At 62.9% G+C, this 19,889-nt stretch carries 18 protein-coding genes and 1 tRNA gene; 8 read left to right on the top strand and 11 right to left on the bottom strand.

What is annotated here, in order from left to right; all coding sequences use genetic code 11:
• Positions 1-34: 34 nt before the first annotated feature.
• On the bottom strand, positions 35-967 hold the full coding sequence (locus tag WMW70_RS07500) for a chemotaxis protein CheV (protein WP_341436887.1): 933 nt from the start codon (positions 965-967) through the stop codon (positions 35-37).
• A 73-nt stretch (positions 968-1,040) separates the two neighbouring features.
• Here WMW70_RS07500 and flgA point away from each other — a divergent pair, with 73 nt between their 5' ends.
• The 4 genes from flgA (at position 1,041) to WMW70_RS07520 (ending at position 3,671) form a co-directional block, all read left to right on the top strand.
• Positions 1,041-1,799 carry a flagellar basal body P-ring formation chaperone FlgA gene (gene flgA, locus WMW70_RS07505; RefSeq protein ID WP_341436888.1) on the top strand — a complete coding sequence of 253 codons (759 nt, stop codon included), beginning with the start codon at positions 1,041-1,043 and terminating at the stop codon, positions 1,797-1,799.
• 142 nt (positions 1,800-1,941) lie between these two features.
• Positions 1,942-2,283: a flagellar biosynthesis anti-sigma factor FlgM gene (gene flgM / locus WMW70_RS07510; RefSeq protein WP_341436889.1), complete on the top strand. Its 342-nt coding sequence runs from the start codon at positions 1,942-1,944 to the stop codon at positions 2,281-2,283.
• Positions 2,284-2,372: 89 nt separating this feature from the next.
• Positions 2,373-2,840 (top strand): flagella synthesis protein FlgN, encoded by a 468-nt coding sequence (locus WMW70_RS07515; RefSeq protein WP_341436890.1) that lies wholly within the window; start codon positions 2,373-2,375, stop codon positions 2,838-2,840.
• Positions 2,841-2,921: 81 nt separating this feature from the next.
• On the top strand, positions 2,922-3,671 hold the full coding sequence (locus WMW70_RS07520) for a flagellar brake protein (RefSeq protein ID WP_341436891.1): 750 nt from the start codon (positions 2,922-2,924) through the stop codon (positions 3,669-3,671).
• Between the two features lie 66 nt (positions 3,672-3,737).
• On the opposite strand, the gene WMW70_RS07525 is transcribed toward WMW70_RS07520, so the two are convergent.
• The 4 genes from WMW70_RS07525 to WMW70_RS07540 form a co-directional block, all read right to left on the bottom strand.
• Positions 3,738-4,349, bottom strand: coding sequence for a TIGR04282 family arsenosugar biosynthesis glycosyltransferase (locus tag WMW70_RS07525; protein ID WP_341436892.1), 612 nt, complete (start codon positions 4,347-4,349; stop codon positions 3,738-3,740).
• Complete coding sequence (locus WMW70_RS07530; RefSeq protein WP_341436893.1) at positions 4,346-5,038, bottom strand: TIGR04283 family arsenosugar biosynthesis glycosyltransferase; 693 nt, start codon at positions 5,036-5,038, stop codon at positions 4,346-4,348. The genes WMW70_RS07525 and WMW70_RS07530 overlap by 4 nt, the downstream gene beginning before the upstream one ends.
• Positions 5,035-6,354, bottom strand: a complete 1,320-nt coding sequence (locus WMW70_RS07535) for an MFS transporter (protein WP_341436894.1) — start codon at positions 6,352-6,354, stop codon at positions 5,035-5,037. The genes WMW70_RS07530 and WMW70_RS07535 overlap by 4 nt, the downstream gene beginning before the upstream one ends.
• A 93-nt stretch (positions 6,355-6,447) precedes the next feature.
• Positions 6,448-7,689, bottom strand: a complete 1,242-nt coding sequence (locus tag WMW70_RS07540) for a glutamine synthetase family protein (RefSeq protein WP_341437049.1) — start codon at positions 7,687-7,689, stop codon at positions 6,448-6,450.
• Between the two features lie 433 nt (positions 7,690-8,122).
• Between WMW70_RS07540 and WMW70_RS07545 the strand changes: the two genes are divergently transcribed.
• A complete protein-coding gene (locus WMW70_RS07545) occupies positions 8,123-8,476 on the top strand; it encodes a phage infection protein (protein WP_341436895.1) in 354 nt (117 codons plus the stop codon).
• A 67-nt stretch (positions 8,477-8,543) separates the two neighbouring features.
• On the opposite strand, the gene WMW70_RS07550 is transcribed toward WMW70_RS07545, so the two are convergent.
• Positions 8,544-9,191, bottom strand: a complete 648-nt coding sequence (locus WMW70_RS07550) for a YceH family protein (protein WP_341436896.1) — start codon at positions 9,189-9,191, stop codon at positions 8,544-8,546.
• 281 nt (positions 9,192-9,472) lie between these two features.
• On the opposite strand from WMW70_RS07550, the gene sstT reads away from it, so the two are divergent.
• Positions 9,473-10,696: a serine/threonine transporter SstT gene (gene sstT / locus WMW70_RS07555; protein ID WP_341436897.1), complete on the top strand. Its 1,224-nt coding sequence runs from the start codon at positions 9,473-9,475 to the stop codon at positions 10,694-10,696.
• A gap of 95 nt (positions 10,697-10,791) precedes the next feature.
• Here the strand turns inward: sstT and WMW70_RS07560 are convergent.
• Positions 10,792-10,866 (bottom strand) — tRNA-Arg (locus WMW70_RS07560).
• A gap of 122 nt (positions 10,867-10,988) precedes the next feature.
• Here WMW70_RS07560 and WMW70_RS07565 point away from each other — a divergent pair.
• Positions 10,989-11,462 carry a GNAT family N-acetyltransferase gene (locus WMW70_RS07565; RefSeq protein ID WP_341436898.1) on the top strand — a complete coding sequence of 158 codons (474 nt, stop codon included), beginning with the start codon at positions 10,989-10,991 and terminating at the stop codon, positions 11,460-11,462.
• A gap of 138 nt (positions 11,463-11,600) precedes the next feature.
• Here WMW70_RS07565 and WMW70_RS07570 read toward each other — a convergent pair whose 3' ends face one another.
• The 3 genes from WMW70_RS07570 to WMW70_RS07580 all read right to left on the bottom strand — a co-directional run bounded on the left by WMW70_RS07570 (position 11,601) and on the right by WMW70_RS07580 (position 17,653).
• Positions 11,601-12,998, bottom strand: a complete 1,398-nt coding sequence (locus WMW70_RS07570) for a sodium-dependent transporter (protein ID WP_341436899.1) — start codon at positions 12,996-12,998, stop codon at positions 11,601-11,603.
• Positions 12,999-13,046: 48 nt separating this feature from the next.
• Positions 13,047-14,105, bottom strand: coding sequence for a Glu/Leu/Phe/Val dehydrogenase dimerization domain-containing protein (locus WMW70_RS07575; RefSeq protein ID WP_341436900.1), 1,059 nt, complete (start codon positions 14,103-14,105; stop codon positions 13,047-13,049).
• Positions 14,106-14,185: 80 nt separating this feature from the next.
• Positions 14,186-17,653, bottom strand: coding sequence for an indolepyruvate ferredoxin oxidoreductase family protein (locus WMW70_RS07580; RefSeq protein WP_341436901.1), 3,468 nt, complete (start codon positions 17,651-17,653; stop codon positions 14,186-14,188).
• A 201-nt stretch (positions 17,654-17,854) separates the two neighbouring features.
• Here WMW70_RS07580 and WMW70_RS07585 point away from each other — a divergent pair, with 201 nt between their 5' ends.
• Complete coding sequence (locus tag WMW70_RS07585) at positions 17,855-18,322, top strand: Lrp/AsnC family transcriptional regulator (protein ID WP_341436902.1); 468 nt, start codon at positions 17,855-17,857, stop codon at positions 18,320-18,322.
• 122 nt (positions 18,323-18,444) lie between these two features.
• Here the strand turns inward: WMW70_RS07585 and WMW70_RS07590 are convergent, their stop codons facing one another.
• A complete protein-coding gene (locus WMW70_RS07590) occupies positions 18,445-19,704 on the bottom strand; it encodes an MFS transporter (protein WP_341436903.1) in 1,260 nt (419 codons plus the stop codon).
• Positions 19,705-19,889: the final 185 nt, after the last annotated feature.

Here is a 19,889-nt window from a genome sequence, read left to right on the forward strand (position 1 = left end):
TCGACGATCATGTTGTTCACTGAGGACAAAGCCCTCAGTCCCCTGCCGTAAGATTGATGCGTTCAACCACCCGCGCCGCCAGATCGTCAGGGCGGAACTTGGCGAGAAAGTCATCTGCGCCAACCTTCTTAACCATGGCCTGGTTGAACACACCGGAAAGCGAAGTATGCAGGATGATGTGCAGCTTTTGCATGCGTGGATCGGCGCGGATCTCCGCGGTCAGGGTATAGCCGTCCATCTCGGGCATCTCGATGTCGGAAATCAGCATCAGGAATTCCTCTTCCGGCTTGCGCCCCTCCTCGACCATGGCCTTCAGATAATCCAGCGCCTGGCGGCCATCGTTGAGTGCCACCACCTCCACACCCACCGTTTCCAGACAGCGGGTCACCTGCTTGCGCGCCACCGAGGAATCGTCGCAGGTCAGCACCCGCTTGTTGACTGCACGGGCCTGGGTCCGCGCATCGAGCACGCCCTCGGAGATCACTTCGGAAGTAGGCGCAACTTCGGCGAGCACCTTCTCGACATCAATGATCTCGACCATCTTGTCGTCCAGCTGGGTCACCGCCGTCAGGTAGTGATCGCGCCCCGTGCCCTTGGGTGGCGGATGAATCGCCTCCCAGTTCATGTTGACGATGCGTTCGACCGACTGCACCAGAAAGCCCTGAACCTTGGTGTTGTACTCGGTGATGATCACGAAACTGCTGCCGATGTTCTCCAGCGGAGCGCTACCAGTGGCCATGGACAGGTCGAGGATGGGAATGGTGCCGCCACGGATATTGGCCACACCGCGAACCACCGGGCTGGATTTGGGCATGATGGTGAGTTTCGGGCACTGCAGCACCTCTTTCACCTTGAACACATTGATCCCGTACAACTGATTGCCATTAAGACGAAACAGCAACAGTTCCAAACGATTCTGCCCAACCAACTGAGTTCGCTGGTTAACCGAATCCATCACACCGGCCATACCCAAACTCCTTATTTGAGTAACAGGTTTTTGTCAGCGTAGCAGGCGGCACGCGCCTTGCTACCAAACGCATATGAACACAGAAACGACAACTATCCGACACTTACTGGCAGACTGCCGCCACTGGCTGGCAGTTTTACCTGCTTTGCTGGCGCTCGGCTATGGCCCCCTGGTTTCGGCGGAGGCCATGCGTACCGATGACCTTATCGGCGCAAGCGAGACCTTTCTTGAGCAGGAAGTGGGCGATTATCTTCAGCGTAGCAACATAGCCGGCCGCCACGAGATCCAGATTAACCGGCTCGACCCGCGGCTGCGCCTGCCGCTGTGCGATCAGGACCTGAGCACCAGCCTGGAAAGCCCGGCCCAGCCCATAGGTCGCGTGACCCTGCGGGTGCGCTGCGATGGCAGTTCGCCCTGGACGGTATTCGTCCCCGGACAGGTGCGCCTGTACCGCGAAGTCGTCACCGCCAACCGCCCGCTCAAGCGCGACAATGTCGTGACGGAAATGGACGTCGGCCTGGCCGAGCGCGATGTCGGCCTGCTCAACCAGGGCTATCTGACCAGTTTGCAGCAGGCTATTGGCAAAAAATTGACGCGAGCCTTGCTGCCCGATCAGGTGTTGGCCCCCGTGCACGTTGAGCAGGCCGAGGTTATCCGCAAGGGCGACCAGGTAGTGATCAGCGCCCACAGCGGCGGTATCAGCGTGCGCATGCCCGGTGAAGCCCTGTCGGACGGGGCTCTGGGTAAACAGATCAGTGTGCGCAACCAGCGCTCAAAACGAGTGGTCAAGGCCCGGGTCACAGGGCCCGGACAGGTTGAAGTGGCCATGTAGGCATGATTCTTGTTTAGACTAGGCCTAACGATTTTCCACAAGGTGTTTTAGACTCATGCCTGACGCGGATTTTTCCTAAAGTTTTATTGGCGAGCGCCGATAAGCAAGGCAAGCGTCCAAACACTGTTCGAGGTTTTGCACCATGGTCATCGACTTTAACCGGCCCAATAATGCCACCACCCCCGCCAATTCGGGGCGTGCCGGCAGTGCCCAGTCTGGTGGACAGAGTGAAGCCATCACGGCCAAGCAGAACACCAACGTACCCGCACCCGCCGAGCAGGCTCAGGCCAGCAAAAGCGGTGAATCGGTGCAGCTCAGCCGCGAAGCACAGCAGCTGCAGAAGATCAGCGAGAAGCTGCGCGACCAGCCGACTGTCGACAATGAGCGCGTCGCCCAGCTTAAGCAGGCCATTGCCGACGGCAGTTATCAGGTCGACAGCCAGCGTGTGGCCAGCAAGCTGCTGAATTTCGAATCCCAGCGTTAGCCCCAGGGCTGCGCTGGGGGTAATGGTCGCCCGCCTGATCATCGACGGCCCTGGTGCCTCGTGTGATCCGCTACCCCCAAGAGCCCGCCATGCACGACATCACCCTGCTTGAGCTGTTCACCGACGATATCGGCACCGCCGAACGTTTACTTGAATTGATCGATCACGAATTCCAGGCCCTCGGCGAGCGCGATCTACCGCGCCTGCAGACCCTGCTGACGGAAAAGCAACCGCTGCTCAGCCTCCTCGAAGAGCACGGCCGCACCCGCAGCCAGCTGCTGCTTGACGCCCACCTCAGCGCCGACCGCGTCGGCCTGCAGGCGCTGGCCGCACAATCCAGCCAGGGCGCGCTGCTCCTCGAGCGCGGCGACCGGCTAAGCGATCTGCTCGAGCGCTGCCAGCAGGCCAACCTGCGCAATGGCCGCCTGATCCGCGCCAACCAGGCGTCAACCAGCAGCATGCTGGGCATCCTGCGCGGCAACGAAACCCCCAGCCTCTATGACAGCCGCGGCGCTGCGTCTAGAATTGGCCAACAGCGCCCTCTAAGCCAGGCCTGATACCTATAACAAAGCACAAGGACATGCTGCCAAATTGACAGTATGCTGGTGCTCAAGCTTTTGCTCGGAGAGTCACGGACCGTGTCCAATCCTTTTAATCAGGAAGAGGGCCCGCAACCACCCAAGGTGCTCAAGGCACCCGTGGAAATAGTTGCCAACCTGCGCCTACTGCAACAGAACCACGACCCACTGATCATCACCTTTCACGAACGCAACCAACGCTTCCAGAGCTATGTGATCGAGGTCGATCGCGACAAGCAGTTTGTGATTCTGGATGAAATGATTCCACGCGATGGCGAACGCTTTCTGCTCAGCGGTGAGGCATTTCGCATCGAAGCCTTCCACGAAGGCGTGCGCGTGGCCTGGGAGTGCGAACAGGATGTGCGTATCACCGAGCATGAAGGGGCCCGCTGCTATCTCAGCCCGCTGCCTAGCGAGGTGCTCTACCACCAGCGGCGCAGCGCCTTCAGAGCACCGCTCAAGCAGACCGAACTGATCAAGGTCGAACTGGCCGGCGGCAAGCTGCGCACTGCCCTGGCCGGACAACTGCTGGATATTTCCGCAACCGGCTGCAAAGTGCGCATACCCGGTAATGTCACCAGCAGCCTGCAGAGCGGCCAGGTCTACGAGCGCTTTACCCTGCAGTTTCCCTTTGGTGCCATGACCATGGCCCTGGAGCTACGCCACGCCCAGTATGAAGAAAAGCTCGATATCACCTTTATTGGCGCACGCTTCCATCGCATGAGCGGGCTCGAACAGCGCCAGGTCGAACGCTTTGTCTACCAGCTGCAACGCGAGGCAAGGCGCTTCGAAAGCGATGGGTTGTTCTAGGCGTCTGCCGGATTTAACGCTGTCCGACTGCAGGAAAGCCCCCCCCACCACCCGAGGCAACGCCTGCTAGATCTTGATGCCCAGCGCCGCCAGGCGCGGCAGATCTTCGGGACGGTCGACGTCCCACAGGGTCGGCAGCAGGTGATGGCTCCAGTCCAATTGCAACAAGCGCTCCTGAGTCATCGACAGCACCTGCTCCGTGCCCCAGGGCATTTCGCTGAACAGCGATGAGGTGATGCGGCGCAACCCCAGCAGCACATAGCCGCCATCCTCTGCCGGACCGATGACCACCGACTGGTTCTGCAGGGCCGCGCAGGCACTGCCCAGGTAATCGCCATCCAGCGCAGGGCAGTCATTGCCGATAAGGATCACCCCGTCGCTTCCCGCGAGCCCTAGGGTGGCGATGCGCCGCATGCGCTCACCGAGATCTCCGGCGGGCTGCTCGACCAGGGTCCAGCCCAACTTCTCAGCCAAGACCTGCAGGTGCTTATCCGCCTCATCGTCAAGCCACAGAAAGCGCTCGCTGAAGCCCTCCCCGGGCAGTTGCAGGGCGCGCTCCAGCAGCAGCCGCTGCAGATCGCACGCCCCTTCCCTGCCCAGCGCCGGGATCAGACGCGTCTTCACCCGCCCAGGTACGGGCGCGCGCGCCAGCATGTGCAGGGAAATCGACAGACTCATGGTGGTGCCCCTCGTTGATACTGGCGCGCCAGCTTCTCCGGGCTGACCCCGCAGTAGTAAGCCAGGCGCAAACGCCACATAAGCAACAAGGTACGCCAAATTCCCTGCTGCTCCCAGCGCCGACTTGAGGTGATCAGGGCTGGGCGCAAGCAGCACGGCCAGGCCAAGCGCTTGAGCCGGCGGCAGAGCTCCAGGTCTTCCATCAGGGGAATATCGGCATAGCCGCCGAGCGCCTCGAAGGTCGCCCGGTCGACAAAGATTCCCTGGTCGCCCGAGGCGATGCCGGTCAGGCGCGAACGCAGGCTGATCATGCTGCCGATCAACCTGAACATCGAACCACGCGCGGACAGACGCACATCGAAACGCCCCCATAGCGGGCGCTCGATCAGTACATCGAGCAAGCGCCGAATGGCCTCGGGGCTGACCCGGGTATCGGCATGCACAAACCACAGGTAATCACCGACCGCCGCGGCTGCCCCGGCATTCATCTGCCGCGCCCGCCCGGCGGTACAACTGAGCGACTGGTCGACATGCCCGGCGGCCAGCTCAAGGCTGCCGTCGCTGCTGCCGCCATCGACCAGCAGCAGCTCGGCTCCAGCCTCGCGCAAGGCCGCCAGATCGGCCAGCAGCAGGGGCAAGGCCAGGGCCTCGTTACGGGCCGGAATGATCACGCTCAGCAGCAGGCTCATGGCCGCGTCTCGGACTCACCATCCTGGGCCACAGGCTCATCCTCCGCCGGCGGTTCGCTATCGTGCATCTGTTCGTGCACCACCTGTTCATCGACCCGCGGATCAAGCGCCGCAGTCAGGGGCGAGCTGGTCGTGCTGTCAGGCATCGGAATATGGTGCAGCGGCGCATCCTCGACCTGATGCAGATGGGTGACCCGCTCCGGCCGCACGCGGATCACCAGGATCATCGCGCAGACACAGACGAAGGCGTAGAGCATATTGGCCCCGAGATAACGCATCAGTACACCTGCCAGCAACGGGCCGATACTGGCTCCCACGCCAAAGGTCACCAATAGCATGGCCGTCAGCGATACCCGCCGCTCGCCCTCGACATGGTCATTGGCCAGGGCCACCGCCAGGGGGTAGAGGCTGAACTGCAAGGCGCAAACCAGAAAACCCACAGCAAACAGCAGCGCCAGCGTCGCCTCCGCCAGCAGCGCCAGCGGCAAGGCAGCCAGCACCAGCAAGGCCGCACAGCCGCGGATCAACTGGACGCGATCCTGCCGGTCCGACAGCCAGCCCAGCGGCCACTGCACCAGCAACCCGGCGAGGATGCTGCACCCCATAAACAGACCGACCTGTTCGGTGGACAGCCCCATGCGCGTGCCATAGAGCGGGGCCAGGCCATAGAAGGCACCGATCAGCAGGCCGGATACGGCAATGGTGGTCAGCGACAGCGGCACCCGCGAAATAAAGAAGCGCAACTCCAGCGGAGCCGGATGCAGGGGGGCCGGGTGCAGCTTGTGGGTCAGGGCCACGGGCACCAGACACAGGGCAAAACACAGGGCCACCAGCATCAGCAGCTCCAGGCCCAGCGCAGGATGCACCACCAGCACCAACTGCCCCAGAATCAGGCCCAGGTAGGAGGCCGCCATATAACCGGCGAACACCTGGCCGCGCTGGTTGATATCAGCCTGCTCGTTAAGCCAGCTCTCGATCACCATGTACTGGCACATCATGCACAGGCCGACCAGCATCCGCAGCAACAGCCAGGCCGGCAGCCAATCACTCAGACCATGAACAAGCACCGCTGCCGTGACCACCCCGGCACAGGCCACATAGGCGCGAATATGCCCCACCCGCGCGATCAACCGATGCCCAAACTTGCCGCCCAGTACCAAGCCCAGGTAGTTCGCCGTCATCAAGGCCCCCACCCACAAGCCGTCGGCGGTTTGCGACAGGCGCAGGCCCAGGTAGGTACTGAGCAGGCCCGAGCCGAGCAGCATCAACAGACTGGCGAAATACAACGAACTGAACGACTTAAAAATCAGACTCATAGGGCGGTATTTGGCTCCGTTAAGGGCCGCCGAAAACATATCCGACGGTAGAACATGGCAGGCGATCGATAGCTCAGCCGGCGTGCCATCGGCCTATACCTGGGCAGCCAGCACCCGGCGCTCCCAGGGCGTGATCTCATCCTGAAAGCTCGCAAGCTCCAGGGTCTTGCTGGCCAGATAGCCGGCGACAAACTCCTCGCCGAACAGCTCCCGCGCCAACTGACTGCGCTTCAGACGCTCGATGGCGGCATGCATGGTACAGGGTAGCGTCAATTCATCCGGCACTTCGAACTCCCCCTGGATCGGCGCACTGGGCTGCAGCTGTCGCTCAATGCCATGCAGGCCTGCCGCCAGGCTGGCGGCCAGGGCCAGATAGGGGTTGGCATCGGCCCCCGGCAGGCGGTTCTCCACCCGCCGCGCCACGGGCGCACTGGCCGGTATCCGCAGGCCGGCGGCGCGATTGTCCTCGGACCAACAGGCATTGTTCGGCGAGGCAAAGGGCTGACACAGACGCTGATAGGAATTCACGTGGGGCGCGAACAACAGGGTGAATTCCGCCAGGGCTGCCTGCTGGCCACCGATAAAGTGATAGAAGGCCGGCGTCGCCTGGCCATCGGCGGCACTGAAGATATTCTGCCCACTGCCCTGCTCCACCACACTCTGGTGAAGATGCATGGAGCTACCCGCCGTATGCGCCAGGGGCTTGGCCATGCACAGCACATTCAGACCATGTTTGAGACCGACCTCTTTGAGCAGGTGCTTGAACAGAAAGGTCTGATCGGCCAGCAGCAGCGGGTCGCCGTGCAACAGGTTGATTTCGAACTGGCTGACGCCCATCTCGTGCATAAAGGTATCGCGCGGCAGGCCCAGGGCTGCCATGCAGGCGTAAACCTCATTGAAGAACGGCCGCAGGCCATTATTGGAACTGACGCTAAAAGCCGCTGCGCCCTCTTCGCGGCGGCCATCCAGGCCCAGCGGCGGCTGAAATGGCTGGCGCGGATCAGGGTTGGGGGCGCAGACGAAGAACTCCAGCTCGGTCGCCACCACCGCCTGCCAGCCATGTTCGGCATAGCGGGCCAGTACGCGCTTGAGCAGCCCCCGGGTGGACAAGCCAGAGCTGCGTCCGTCCAGTTCATCGGCATCGCAGATCGCCAGGGCCCGCGGCGTGTCACTCCAGGGCAGTCGGTAAACCTGCCCCGGCGCAGCATTCAGGGCCAGATCGCCGTCGTCGCTGCCATAGAAACGCGGTGCCGGATAACCACCCATGATGCATTGCAGCAGCACGCCGCGCGCCAGCTGCAGACGCCGCCCCTCGAGAAAACCCTCGGCCGTCATCACCTTGCCGCGCGGCACGCCATTGAGATCGGGGGTCACGCATTCGATTTCATCGATACCCCGCAGTAATTCGGCCATGACGGTGCGGTTGAGGGCGTTCATCTGCTGTTGTCCTTATATGCGCAAGAGCCGTATGCGAACGGCGAGGCGTACAAAATACGCAGCGGCCGTTCAGTATTTCAAGCAAAGCCAGGACTCCACTCCAGGCCCCAATCAATCAATCTAATAAATAGATAATAAAGACCCAATAACAAACGCTCCTGCAACCGCCCAAAACAGCCGGACAACCAGGACGAAACACCCGCTCTAGAGAGGCAAAAGCCCACTATCAAGCGCATCGATTATTACCATGCCCAGGCTCGACTTCTTCATCAATTTTTCATCAGTAATATGGGCTCCGTAGTCACTTACCGCCCTCACGAGGAGCCTGAACATGAAAAAGCAAATGATCACCGCACTGTTCCTGACCAGCCTGTCCGCCGGTGCATTCGCCCTGCCACAAGGCAACCCACAACCTCTGCTTGGCGAAGCCCAGGACAGCAGCGTTAAAACGGTTATCGGTTTTGGCAGCACTCCGCTAGCCGAAGGCGGTGCCGAGCGCCTGCAACAGCGCCTGCGCGTCGCCGAAGACGGGGCCGACCGGGTAGGTCCCAACCGTCTCGCCGAAGGTGGAGCCGAGCGTCTGCAACAGCGCCTGCGCGTCGCCGCAGACGGCGCTGACCGGGTAAGCCCTAATCGTCTCGCCGAAGGCGGTGCCGAGCGCACCCCAGGGCAGCGCATTGGCTAACCCCCTGACTGCAGCTACACCCCCAGCAAAGGTGCCCCAAACGGGCACCTTTGGCGTATCAGGAGGCCTACTCCAGCTGCGCCAGACGTTCCTCAAGGGCAGCCAGCCGGGCCTCCAGGGCGTCCAGACGGCTCTCGTAGAGGGCACTGCTGCCGGCCCGCGCCGGCTCACTCGCCCGGGCCTCGATGGCCGCCTGCAGATCCGCCGGATCACCCAGCACATGCATATAGCGCTCTTCACGCTGCCCCGCCTGGCGCGGTAACTGGCAAACCAGGCCGCGGCTGATCAGGCGCTCGAGATTGTGCTGCACCTGCTCGGCGTCCTCGAAGTCATGCATGCGACTGCTGCGTGTCAGCAACTCATTGACCGTCTGCGGCCCCCGCAGCAGCAGCAGGCCGATCAATATCTGCTGAGCTGCAATCAACTCCAGGCCCTTGTCGGCGCGATGCTCCCAGCGATCGGCGCGGCTGCCCATCACCAGCCGCGCCAAGCCGCGGCCTTCGAGGCTGCGCAGGGCCTGGCCGACCTGACCGGGGCTCAGGTTCAGCACTGGTTCGCGACTGGTTTTCTGGTTGCACGCCAACACCAGGGCATTGAGGGTCAGGGGATAGGCCTCCGGGGTGGTGGCCTGTTTTTCGATCAGGCAACCCAGGGTTCTGGCTTCAACTGCTGTCAGGGGCACACTGCCTGATTCATTAACGCTTTCGCTGGACATGACCACCTCACTCACACGGATATGGCGCTAGCCTAGCCTGCCTGGCGACGGCTTGATATCGCCACCCGCCGCAACGGCCGAAATCGACCACCGGGCCATCAGGTTCGGCGCATAACGTCCGGGGACAAAACACTGTGCTAAAGTCGCGCGCTATTTTTTGCCGCGCGGCCTTCGCCCCGGCAAAGGCCTGATTCACTGCCACGCAGCCAACGCATCCAGGCGTACCCGCGACGCCACACAAGAGATTGCCGGCTCACCCGCACATTATTGAGATGCATGCCATGACTGCTGCCCAACGCCCGCTCTTGCAGATATTCAACCGCACCAGCCTGGTGCTACAGATTTTTATCGGCCTGCTCGCCGGCATCGCCCTGGTCCTGTTCTGGCCCGAAGCGGCCAGCCGTGTCAGTTTCCTCGGCACTGTGTTCGTTTCAGCCCTGAAAGCCGTGGCTCCAGTGCTGGTGTTTATCCTGGTCACCGCCTCGATCGCCAACCACCAACGTGACCAGCAAACCCATATCCGGCCGATTCTACTGCTCTACCTGTTCGGCACCTTCAGCGCCGCCCTGATTGCCGTCAGCGCCAGTTTCGTCTTCCCCTCGAGCCTGACCCTGGTCAGCAACAGCGCCGACCTGACACCCCCCGGCGGTATCAGCGAGGTGCTGCAGACGCTGCTGCTCAATGTGGTAGACAACCCGGTCAATGCGCTGCTCAAAGGCAACTTTATCGGCATCCTGGCCTGGGCCATCGGCCTCGGCCTGGCATTCCGCCATGCCAGCCCGAGCAGCAAGCTGATGCTTGCCGACCTCTCCACCGGGGTCACCGCCATCGTCAAGCTGGTGATCCGCCTGGCTCCCCTGGGGATTTTCGGCCTGGTGGCGGCAACCCTGGCCGAATCTGGCATGGCGGCGCTGCTCGACTACCTGCACCTGCTGCTGGTACTGGTCGGCTGCATGCTGTTCGTCGCCCTGGTGGTCAACCCGGCCATCGTCTTCTTCAAACTGCGCCGCAACCCCTACCCGCTGGTCTTCACCTGCCTGCGCGAAAGCGGCCTGACCGCCTTCTTCACCCGCAGCTCGGCGGCCAATATCCCGGTCAACCTGCAGCTGTGCCAGCGCCTGGGCCTGCATGAGGAAACCTATTCGGTGTCGATCCCCCTGGGGGCCACGATCAATATGGCCGGGGCCGCCATCACCATCAGCGTGCTGACCCTGGCCGCGGTGCATACCCTGGGTATCGCCGTGGACCTGCCCACTGCCCTGCTGCTCAGCCTGCTGGCCTCCATCAGCGCCTGCGGGGCCTCGGGCGTGGCCGGTGGCTCGCTGCTGCTGATTCCGCTGGCCTGCAGCCTGTTCGGCATCCCGAGCGAGGTGGCCATGCAGGTGGTGGCGGTCGGTTTTATCATCGGCATCGTTCAGGATTCGACGGAAACCGCGCTGAACTCCTCCACCGACGTGCTGTTTACCGCCGCAGCCTGCATCAGCGAAGAGCAGCGCCAGGCCTGACAGGCCACCGCAACGAAAAAAGGCTTACGCAATGCGTAAGCCTTCTTATGGTCGCTGTGCGACGTAAAAAATTGCTCCCGGCAATTTTTCAGATTTGGCGTCCCCTGCTGGAATCGAACCAGCATCTAGCCCTTAGGAGGGGCTTGTTCTATCCGTTGAACTAAGGGGACCTGTTCCGGGCCGTTTGTACAAGCCACCGGCCGGGCCGCATCTTAGCGAGCCTGCACGCTTTTGTCATGCCGCTGCCATCAAGCCTTGGCCATACTTCTGCTGGATATGCACGGAGATTGCCATGAAACCGCTCAAGCCCTCGCCAGACTCGCCTTTCTCTACCCTCAGTCTGCGCGCCGCCAGCGTCAACGACGCCGCCGCCCTGAGCGCGCTGCTGCAGCAACTGGCCCCACAAGAACCGCGTGCCGACGCCAAGCTGCTGGCCCTGCGCCTGGCCGAGCTGCCGGCCAGCCGCGCGGTACTGGTCGCCGAGCGCAATGGCAAACTGCTGGGCACCTGCACGGTCAACCTGATCGAACACCTGGCGCACAACTTCGCCCGTTCGGCGATCCTCGAGGATGTGGTAGTGGATGCCGACGCCCGCGGCCTGGGCATCGGCCAGGCGCTGCTGGGCAAAGCCGTGGAACGCGCGCGCAGCTGGGGTTGCTACAAGCTGGCGCTGTCCAGCAACCAGAGCCGCGAGGCCGCCCATCGTTTCTATGAACAACAGGGCTTTCAGCTGCATGGCATCAGCCTGGCACTGAGACTGGAGTGAATGCGCGGATGGATAAGCTTCGCGTTATCCACCCTACAAGAACCAGCCGCGCCTACGGCCCTGCACTCTGGCCAGACGCAGGTTGGATGGCCACCCCGTGGAAAACCGCACGGGGTTTTCCACCGAACAGTTGCCTCTTTAGAACAAGCCAAGGGTGTGCAGGAACACAATCAGAATGCCCAGCGGCGTCAGCCAGCGCAGCAGCTGCCACCAGAGGCCGAACAACTGCGGCTGTTCGATACCCAGGGCCTCCTGCACGGTCTTGCGGCTTAGCGCCCAGCCGGTAAACAGCACGGTACCCAGCCCGCCCAGGGGCATCATCAGGTTGGTGGTCAGGTAGTCCAGGCTGTCAAAGAAGGTCTTGCCGAACAGGGTGATCTCACTCCAGGCATTGAAGGAAAACACCGTGCCCAGGCTCAGCAGCCACAGCGCCACGCCGCTCAGTAGCACCGCCTTGAAACGACTGATGCCGAACTTCTCCGACAGCCAGGCGATGGTCGGTTCGCTGAGGGAGATCGCCGAAGTCAGGGCGGCGATGGCCAGCATGATAAAGAACAGCCCGCCGACCAGCTGACCCAGGGGCATCTGGCCGAAGGCGATCGGTAGAGTGACGAAGATCAGCCCTGGCCCGGCCCCTGGCTCCAGGCCGTTGGCGAACACCAGCGGAAAGATCGCCAACCCCGCCAGCAACGCCACCAGCGTATCGGCCAGGGCCACCAGCAGCGAGGTGCGGGCAATCGAGGTGCCGGCGGGCAGGTAGGAGCCGTAGACCATCATCGCGCCGCTGGCCAGGCTCAGGGTGAAGAAGGCATGCCCCAGGGCCACCAGCACGCCCTGGCCGCCGAGTTTGCTGAAGTCGGCGTCGAAGAGAAAATGCACGGCCTGCATAAAATGCCCGGTGGTGGCGGCATAGCCCACCAGAATCAGCAACAGGACGAACAGTCCAGGCATCAGAAAGCGCAACGAACGCTCCAGGCCTTCGCGCACACCCAGGCCCACAATGCCCAGGGTCAAGGCCAGTACCAGGGAGCCGTAACCGGCCAGCTTCCAGGGGTCCGCCAGCAGCGCGCCGAACAACGCGCCGCTGCTCTCGCCATCCAGGCCGGCAAAGCCACCGCTGAGCGCCGCCGGCGCATAGTCCAGGGCCCAACCGGCCACCACCGCATAGAAACTCAGGATCAGAAAGCCGGTCAGCACCGCCACGGTCCCCAGCCAGCGCCAGTGCCGGCTCGCGCCGGCGACCTTGGCCAATAGCGCAAAAGCCCCTTCCGGGTTGGCCCGGCCCCGTCGCCCGATCATCACCTCGGCCATCAGCAACGGAATGCCGATCACCAGGATGCAGGCCAGGTAGACCAGCACGAAGGCACCGCCACCGTTCTCCCCGGTGATATAGGGAAACTTCCAGATATTGCCCAGCCCCACCGCCGAGCCGGTGGCGGCGAGAAAGAATACCCAGCGCGACGACCATAGGCCGCGCCCCTCTGAACTGCTGTTGCCGTCGACGCTACTGGCGACGGCGATACTGTCTTGACTCATCGATCATGCCCTCTTGTTGTTGTAATGGCTGACATCGGCTGGTGCGCGTCACTCACCGCCGTTGAGGCGTTCCAGGGCCAGGCGGTCGGCGATCTGGGTGGTGCTGCAGCCGTCGGCCGCGGCGCGCTGGAAGATCTGCTGCAGGGTGTCGCCTATGCCTTCGATATGCGCCTTGAGCTGCGCAGCGCTGCCACCGGTGCGCTCGTAGCAGACATCGATAATGCCGCCGGCGTTGATCGCGTAATCCGGCGCGTACAGGCACTCGTTGCGACGCAGGGTTTCCGCCAGGCTGGCATCGGCCAGCTGGTTATTGGCGGCCCCGGCGATAATCGGCGCGCGCAGGACTTCCAGGGTTTGCAGGTTGATGATGCCGCCCATGGCGCACGGCGCGAATACATCCACCTCCAGGGCGAATATCTCCTGCTGGGTCACGGCGGTTGCACCCAGCTGCTCCACCGCGCGGCGTACATTGGCCGGGACTATATCGGTGACCCACAGCTCGGCCCCGGCCTCCTTGAGGTGCCGCGCCAGGCTGAAGCCCACCTGGCCCACGCCCTGGATCGCCACTTTCAGGCCGCGCAGGTCGTCACGGCCCAGACGGTGTTTGACCGCCGCCTGGATGCCGATAAATACCCCGTAGGCCGTGGAAGGCGAAGGGTCGCCATTGCGCACGCCACCCTCGAAGCCTTCGCGCTGTCCAGCCCCGGCCACATGGCGGGTGCGCTCGGCCATGATCTGCATCTCGGCCACCCCGGTGCCCGAATCCGCCGCGGTGATATAGCGGCCGCCCAGGCTGTCGACGAAGTCACCCATGGCTTGGAACAGCGCGGTGCTCTTGCCGGTATGCGGGTCACCCATGATCACCGCCTTGCCGCCACCCAGCGGCAGCCGGGCGAGGGCCGACTTGTAACTCATGCCGCGCGACAGGCGCAGCACATCGCGTAGCGCTTCATCGTCATTGGCGTAGGGCCACATGCGGCAACCGCCGAGGGCCGGGCCGAGATTGCTGTTGTGAATGGCGATAATCGCCTTCAGGCCGCTGGCCTGGTCGTGGCCGTAGACCACCTGCTCATGGTGGTCGAAATCGATATGGGAAAACACGGACATGGGAGCCTCGTTTTTTTGTTGTAAGAGGTCGCCCTCTCCCGGTTAAGGGAGAGGGTGAAGGTTATAAAGTGTCAGGGGGGTTAAGCGGCCGGTTCGAACAGCTGCACCGCTTGGATTTCGCTGACCAACATGCGCGCCTTGAGCTGGCTGCTCTGCTCGCGCACCTTGGCCAGGCTGCGTTCCTTGACGTGGCCATAGCCGCGGATCTGCTCCGGCAGCTCGGCCAGGGCCAACGCCGTGCGGTAGTTGTCGGCGTTGAGTTCCTTGAGCAGGTAGTCCAGGTCCTGCTCATAGTCGTCGATCAGCTCCAACTCCAGCTTGCGCTCGGCGCTGTAGCCGAACAGGTCCAGGGGCGTGCCGCGCAGGAACTTGAGCTTGGCCAGCACGCCGAAGGCCTTGAGCATCCAGGCACCGAACTGACGCTTGCGCGGCTCGCCGGTGCTGGCATCCGGCTTGCTCAACCAGCTGGGTGCCAGATGGAATTCCAGACGGTAATCGCCGCTGAACTGCGCTTCCAGCTGACGGATAAAGCTGCCGTCGCTGTAAAGCCGCGCCACTTCGTACTCGTCCTTGTAGGCCAGGAGCTTGAAGTAGTAACGCGCCACGGCCTTGCTCAGGGCTTGGTCGGCGCTCTTGTCGACCTGTTGCACCCGCGCCACTTGCTCGCGGTAGCGCTCGGCGTAGGCGGCGTTCTGGTAGGCGGTCAGGCGTACAACGCGGTCGGCGACTATTTCATCCAGGGTCTGGCAATGGGCGGCTTCGATCACTTCCGGCTTGGCCAGACGCTCCACGGCGACCGCATCATGGGCGGCGCGACGGCCCCAGAGGAATGCCTGCTGATTGAGCTGCACGGCCACGCCGTTAAGCTCGATGGCCTTGTTGATGGCCTCGGCGGATACCGGCACCAGGCCCTTCTGGTAAGCGAAACCGAGCATAAACAGGTTGGTGGCAATGCTGTCACCGAGCAGGCGGGTGGCCAGGCGGCTGGCATCGACAAAGTGGGTCTTGCTCGCCCCCACCGCTTCGATCAGCGCCTCGCGCATGGCCGCGCCGGGCACCTGGGCATCCGGGTTGCGGGTGAATTCGGCGGTGGCCGCCTCATGGCTGTTGACCACCGCATGGGCGATCTTGTCATTCAGCTTGGCCAGGGCCTCTTCACTGGCCGAGACCACCAGATCGCAGCCCAGCAGCAGGTCGGTTTCGCCGGCGGCGATGCGTACGGCAAAGATGTCGTCCTGTTTGGCGGCAACGCGGATATGGGTGATCACCGGGCCGAACTTCTGCGCCAGGCCGGCCTGATCGAGCACGCTACAGCCCTTGCCCTCGATATGCGCGGCCATGCCAAGCAGTGCGCCGACAGTGGTGACGCCGCTGCCGCCGACACCTGGCAAGAGGATATTCCACGGCCGCTCCAGAGTCGGCTGCTTGGGCTCCGGCAAGGCAATAAACAGCGCGCTCAAACCCACGGCTTCCGGCTTGCGCAGGCTGCCGCTGTGCACGGTGACAAAGCTGGGGCAGAAGCCTTCAACGCAGCTGAAATCCTTGTTGCAGGAGTTCTGGTCGATCTCGCGCTTGCGCCCCAGTTCGGTTTCCAACGGCAGCACTGACAGGCAGTTGGACTTAACGCTGCAATCGCCACAACCCTCGCACACTGCCGGGTTGATAAAGGCGCGCTTTTGCGGGTCGACCAACTTGCCGCGCTTGCGCCGACGGCGCTTCTCGGTGGCGCAGGTCTGGTCATAGATGATCACCGAGCAGCCCTGGAACTCGCGCAGCTCACGCTGCACCGCGTCCAGATCATTGCGATGGTGGAAGGTGACGATGGGCGCGAAGGTGTCACGGGTCGGGTATTTCTCCGGCTCGTCGCTGACCAGGGCGATGCGTTTCACCCCTTCGGCATACACCTGCTGGCTCAGTTGATCGACGCGCAACTCGCCGTCGATGGGCTGGCCGCCGGTCATGGCCACGGCGTCGTTGTAGAGGATCTTGTAGGTGATGTTCACCCCGGCGGCCACGGCTGCGCGCAGGGCCAGCTGGCCGGAATGGAAGTAGGTGCCGTCGCCGAGGTTCTGGAAGATGTGCGGGGTGTCGGTAAAGGGGGCCTGGCCGATCCAGGTCGCACCCTCGCCGCCCATCTGGGTAAAGGTGTCGGTGTTACGGTCCATCCACTGGGTCATGTAGTGGCAACCGATACCGCCCTGGGCGCGGCTGCCTTCCGGCAGTTTGGTCGAGGTGTTGTGCGGGCAGCCGGAGCAGAAATGCGGGGTGCGCACGGTATGGTGCTTGGGCGCGGCCAGGGACGCTTCCTTGGCGGCGAGAAAGGCCAGCCGCTCTTCGATCTGCGCGCTGCTGTAGATCGGCGCGAGGCGCTTGGCGATGGCGCGGGCGATCATCGCCGGGGTCAGTTCGGACAGGTTCGGCAGCAGCGAATGGCCGGCTTCGTCGAACTCGCCAACCACCACCGGGCGCTTGCCCACGGGCCAGTTGTAGAGCTGACCGGTGAGCTGGTCTTCGATAATGCTGCGCTTTTCCTCGACCACCAGAATCTCGTCCAGGCCCTCGGCGAATTCATGCACCGACACCGGTTCCAGCGGCCAACTCATGCCGACCTTGAGCACGCGCAGGCCCACCTGGGCGCACAGCGCCTCATCCAGGCCGAGGTCATCCAGGGCCTGACGCACGTCGAGGTAGGACTTGCCGGTGGTGATAATGCCCAGGCGCGGGTTGGGCGAATCGAGCTTGATCTGGTTGAGGTTGTTGGCCCGAGCGAAGGCGCGAGCGGCGTAGATCTTGTAGGTGTTGAGGCGCGCTTCCTGGGCCAGGGGTGGGTCCGGCCAGCGGATATACACGCCATCTTCCGGCAGTTGGAAATCCTCGGGAATTTTCACCTGCATACGCAGCGGATCAACATCCACCACGGCGGAAGAATCGACGTTCTCGGCAATGGTCTTCAGCGCCACCCAGCAACCGCTGTAGCGCGACAGCTCCCAACCGATGATGCCGTAGTCGAGGATTTCCTGGACGTTGGCCGGGTTGAGTACCGGGATCGAGGCGGCGATAAAGGCATGCTCGCTCTGGTTGGCGATGCTCGAGGACTTGCAGCCATGGTCGTCACCGGCCAGCAGCAGCACGCCGCCATGCTCGGAAACGCCGGCCGAGTTGCCGTGTTTGAACACATCGCCGCAGCGGTCCACGCCCGGGCCCTTGCCGTACCACATGGCGAACACACCGTCGTAGCGTGCGCCAGGGAACAGGCTGGTCTGCTGGCTGCCCCACACCGAGGTGGCGGCCAACTCTTCGTTGACCCCCGGCTGGAAATGGATGTGGTTGTCCTTGAGGTACTGCTTGGCGTCCCACAGGCTCTTGTCGAGGTTGCCCAGGGGCGAGCCCCGGTAGCCGGAAATAAAGCACGCGGTATTCAGGCCATGGGCGGCGTCGCGTTGCTTCTGCAGCATGGGCAGGCGGGTCAGCGCCTGGGTGCCGGTGAGGTACAGGTGACCCGTGGCAAGGCGGTACTTGTCATCCAGGCGGATCTCGGCCAGAGACATGCGGTCGCTCCTTTTATTTTTATGGAGAGCAAGGCGGGCAACGGTGAGTGCCAACCGGGTTCTGTTGCGCCCGGGATCACCGGGCGCAACGACTGGCTAAAAATATGACTGAGCGGTACTGAGAAATTATTTCTATTTGCGGGCCGTTTTGCAGATACTGCGCATGATCAATCCAACAAGAACAAAAAACTGGAAACATTCATGCAGGAAAAACTCAGCCCCATCGACCGCAAGATTCTTCGCCTGCTGCAGCACGACGCCGACCTCTCCGCCGCCGAGATCGCCGAGAAGGTGGAATTGTCACAATCACCCTGCTGGCGGCGGATTAACCGCATGCAGGAGGAAGGCCTGATCGAGCGCAAGGTCGCCCTGCTCAACCCCCAGTTGCTGGGCCTGGGCATGACCGTGTTCGTCGATATCAAGCTGTCGGCCCATGGCCGCAAGAATCTGGAAGAATTCGAACAGGCAGTGGTCGGCTACCCCGAGGTGCTGGAGTGCTACACCATGGCCGGCGGCTCGGACTACCTGCTCAAGGTGGTGGCCAAGGACATCGCCGGCTACGAGCGCTTTCTGCGCGACCACCTGCTGCAGCGGCCTCATGTACAGGAAGCGCATTCGCATATCGCCATGAGCGAGGTCAAACGCACCACCGAGTTGCCGCTGGATTAAGTGATTTTGTAGCCCGGATTTAATCCGGGGCATGGGTGGCACGACTCCCCGGATTGCATCCGGGCTGCGGACTGGCCCGCAGGGTATGCGGGGCCGCCTAGGTCGTGCGCAGCAGCGTCTCCTCACCCTCGGTGCACGCAGCGCACCCTACGCAGAATTAAGACAGCCTCCGCTCCGTAGGGTGCGCCGTGCGCACCAGACCCTCGGCCATACCCGCCCACCACAACGCCAGCGGCCCTAGCAGCAGTAGCAGGCCCATCAGGGCAAAGGCCGCCCACCAGCCGAGCAGGCTCTTGTCGCCCAATAGATCCAGGCTGACGCCAAACAGCAGCGGGCCGAGAAAGGCACCACTGAAGCCGGTACAGGAATACAGCGCCATGGCCGCGCCGCGGTGGGCTGGCCGGGGCCACGGCGATCAGGCCGGCAGTCAGGGATGACGAATCGGCAGTGACCGTGATGCTGTAAAGCAGCACCATCAGCAGCATCAGCCAGAACGGCAAAGCCGCGCTCAGACCGATAAACAGCGCCAGAGATGTTGAGCTGAGCATCACCGCGATCAACCAGCGCTGCCGACCGAAACGCAGTGCCAGCTCATTACCGAAGATGCTCGCAGGCATGCCGATCAGGGTCACCAGCATCGCCACCCAGGTGCCGGACAGCCAGGGATCGCTGCCCTGTAAGTGCCCGGAAAACACCACAAAGGCCACCACCCAGGCGCGCAACGCAAACAGCTCAAGGTTATGCACCGCATAAGCCAGGCAGTAGGCCGCCACTGCGCGGTTTTTCAACGGAGCCAGGTCCAGCCATTTGCGCGGAACATGCGCCGCCACCGCCTTGGGCTGCAAACCCCAATAGACCATGGCCCAGGCCAGCAAGGCGCAGACGCCGCTGAGCAGAGTCGGCAACTGCCAGCCGCCGAACTTGGCCAGCTCGCCGGCGAGAATAAACGACAGCGCCGTGCCCAGACCGAAGCTCGCTGTATAAAACGCCACCGCACGCGACTGCGCCGGCCCCTCAATCCGTTCGGACAGCGCCTTGAGCCCCGGCATGTAGGTGCCGGCCAAACCAACGCCCGCCAGCACTCGCCAGGCCAGAGCCGACCAAAAGCCATCGGCGAAGACAAAGCCGGCATTGGCCACGGCCGTCAGCAGCATCGCGGCCAGGTAGATCGACCGCGCATCGTATTTGTCGGTGAGCCCGGTAAGGATCGGCACCGCAACCATATAGCCGAGAAAGAACCCGCCACCGATCCAGCCCGCCTGGGTATTAGTCAGCCCCCACAGTGCCTGAAAGTCCGGCAGCAAGGCGGCGAACAGGGCAAAACCCGCCATGCCCAGGGTTTCCGCGCCGCACAGCAGCAGCGTCACACGACGGGCGCTCATAACACCACCAACTCGTAGGCTGGGTTAGCGCCGCAGGACACCGCTCGAAAAGCCAGCAGCGATAACAGCGCGGCGCGTAACCCACCAAGCAATCGAACGAGTTGCGCCAATGGTGGGTTACGCCGCGCCCCAACTCGCGTGACGCCTGGCAAGCTCGGTAGGCGGCTAACCCACCCTACGAACGC

This window comes from Pseudomonas sp. XK-1, assembly GCF_038069885.1.
Classification (GTDB): Bacteria; Pseudomonadota; Gammaproteobacteria; order Pseudomonadales; family Pseudomonadaceae; genus Aquipseudomonas.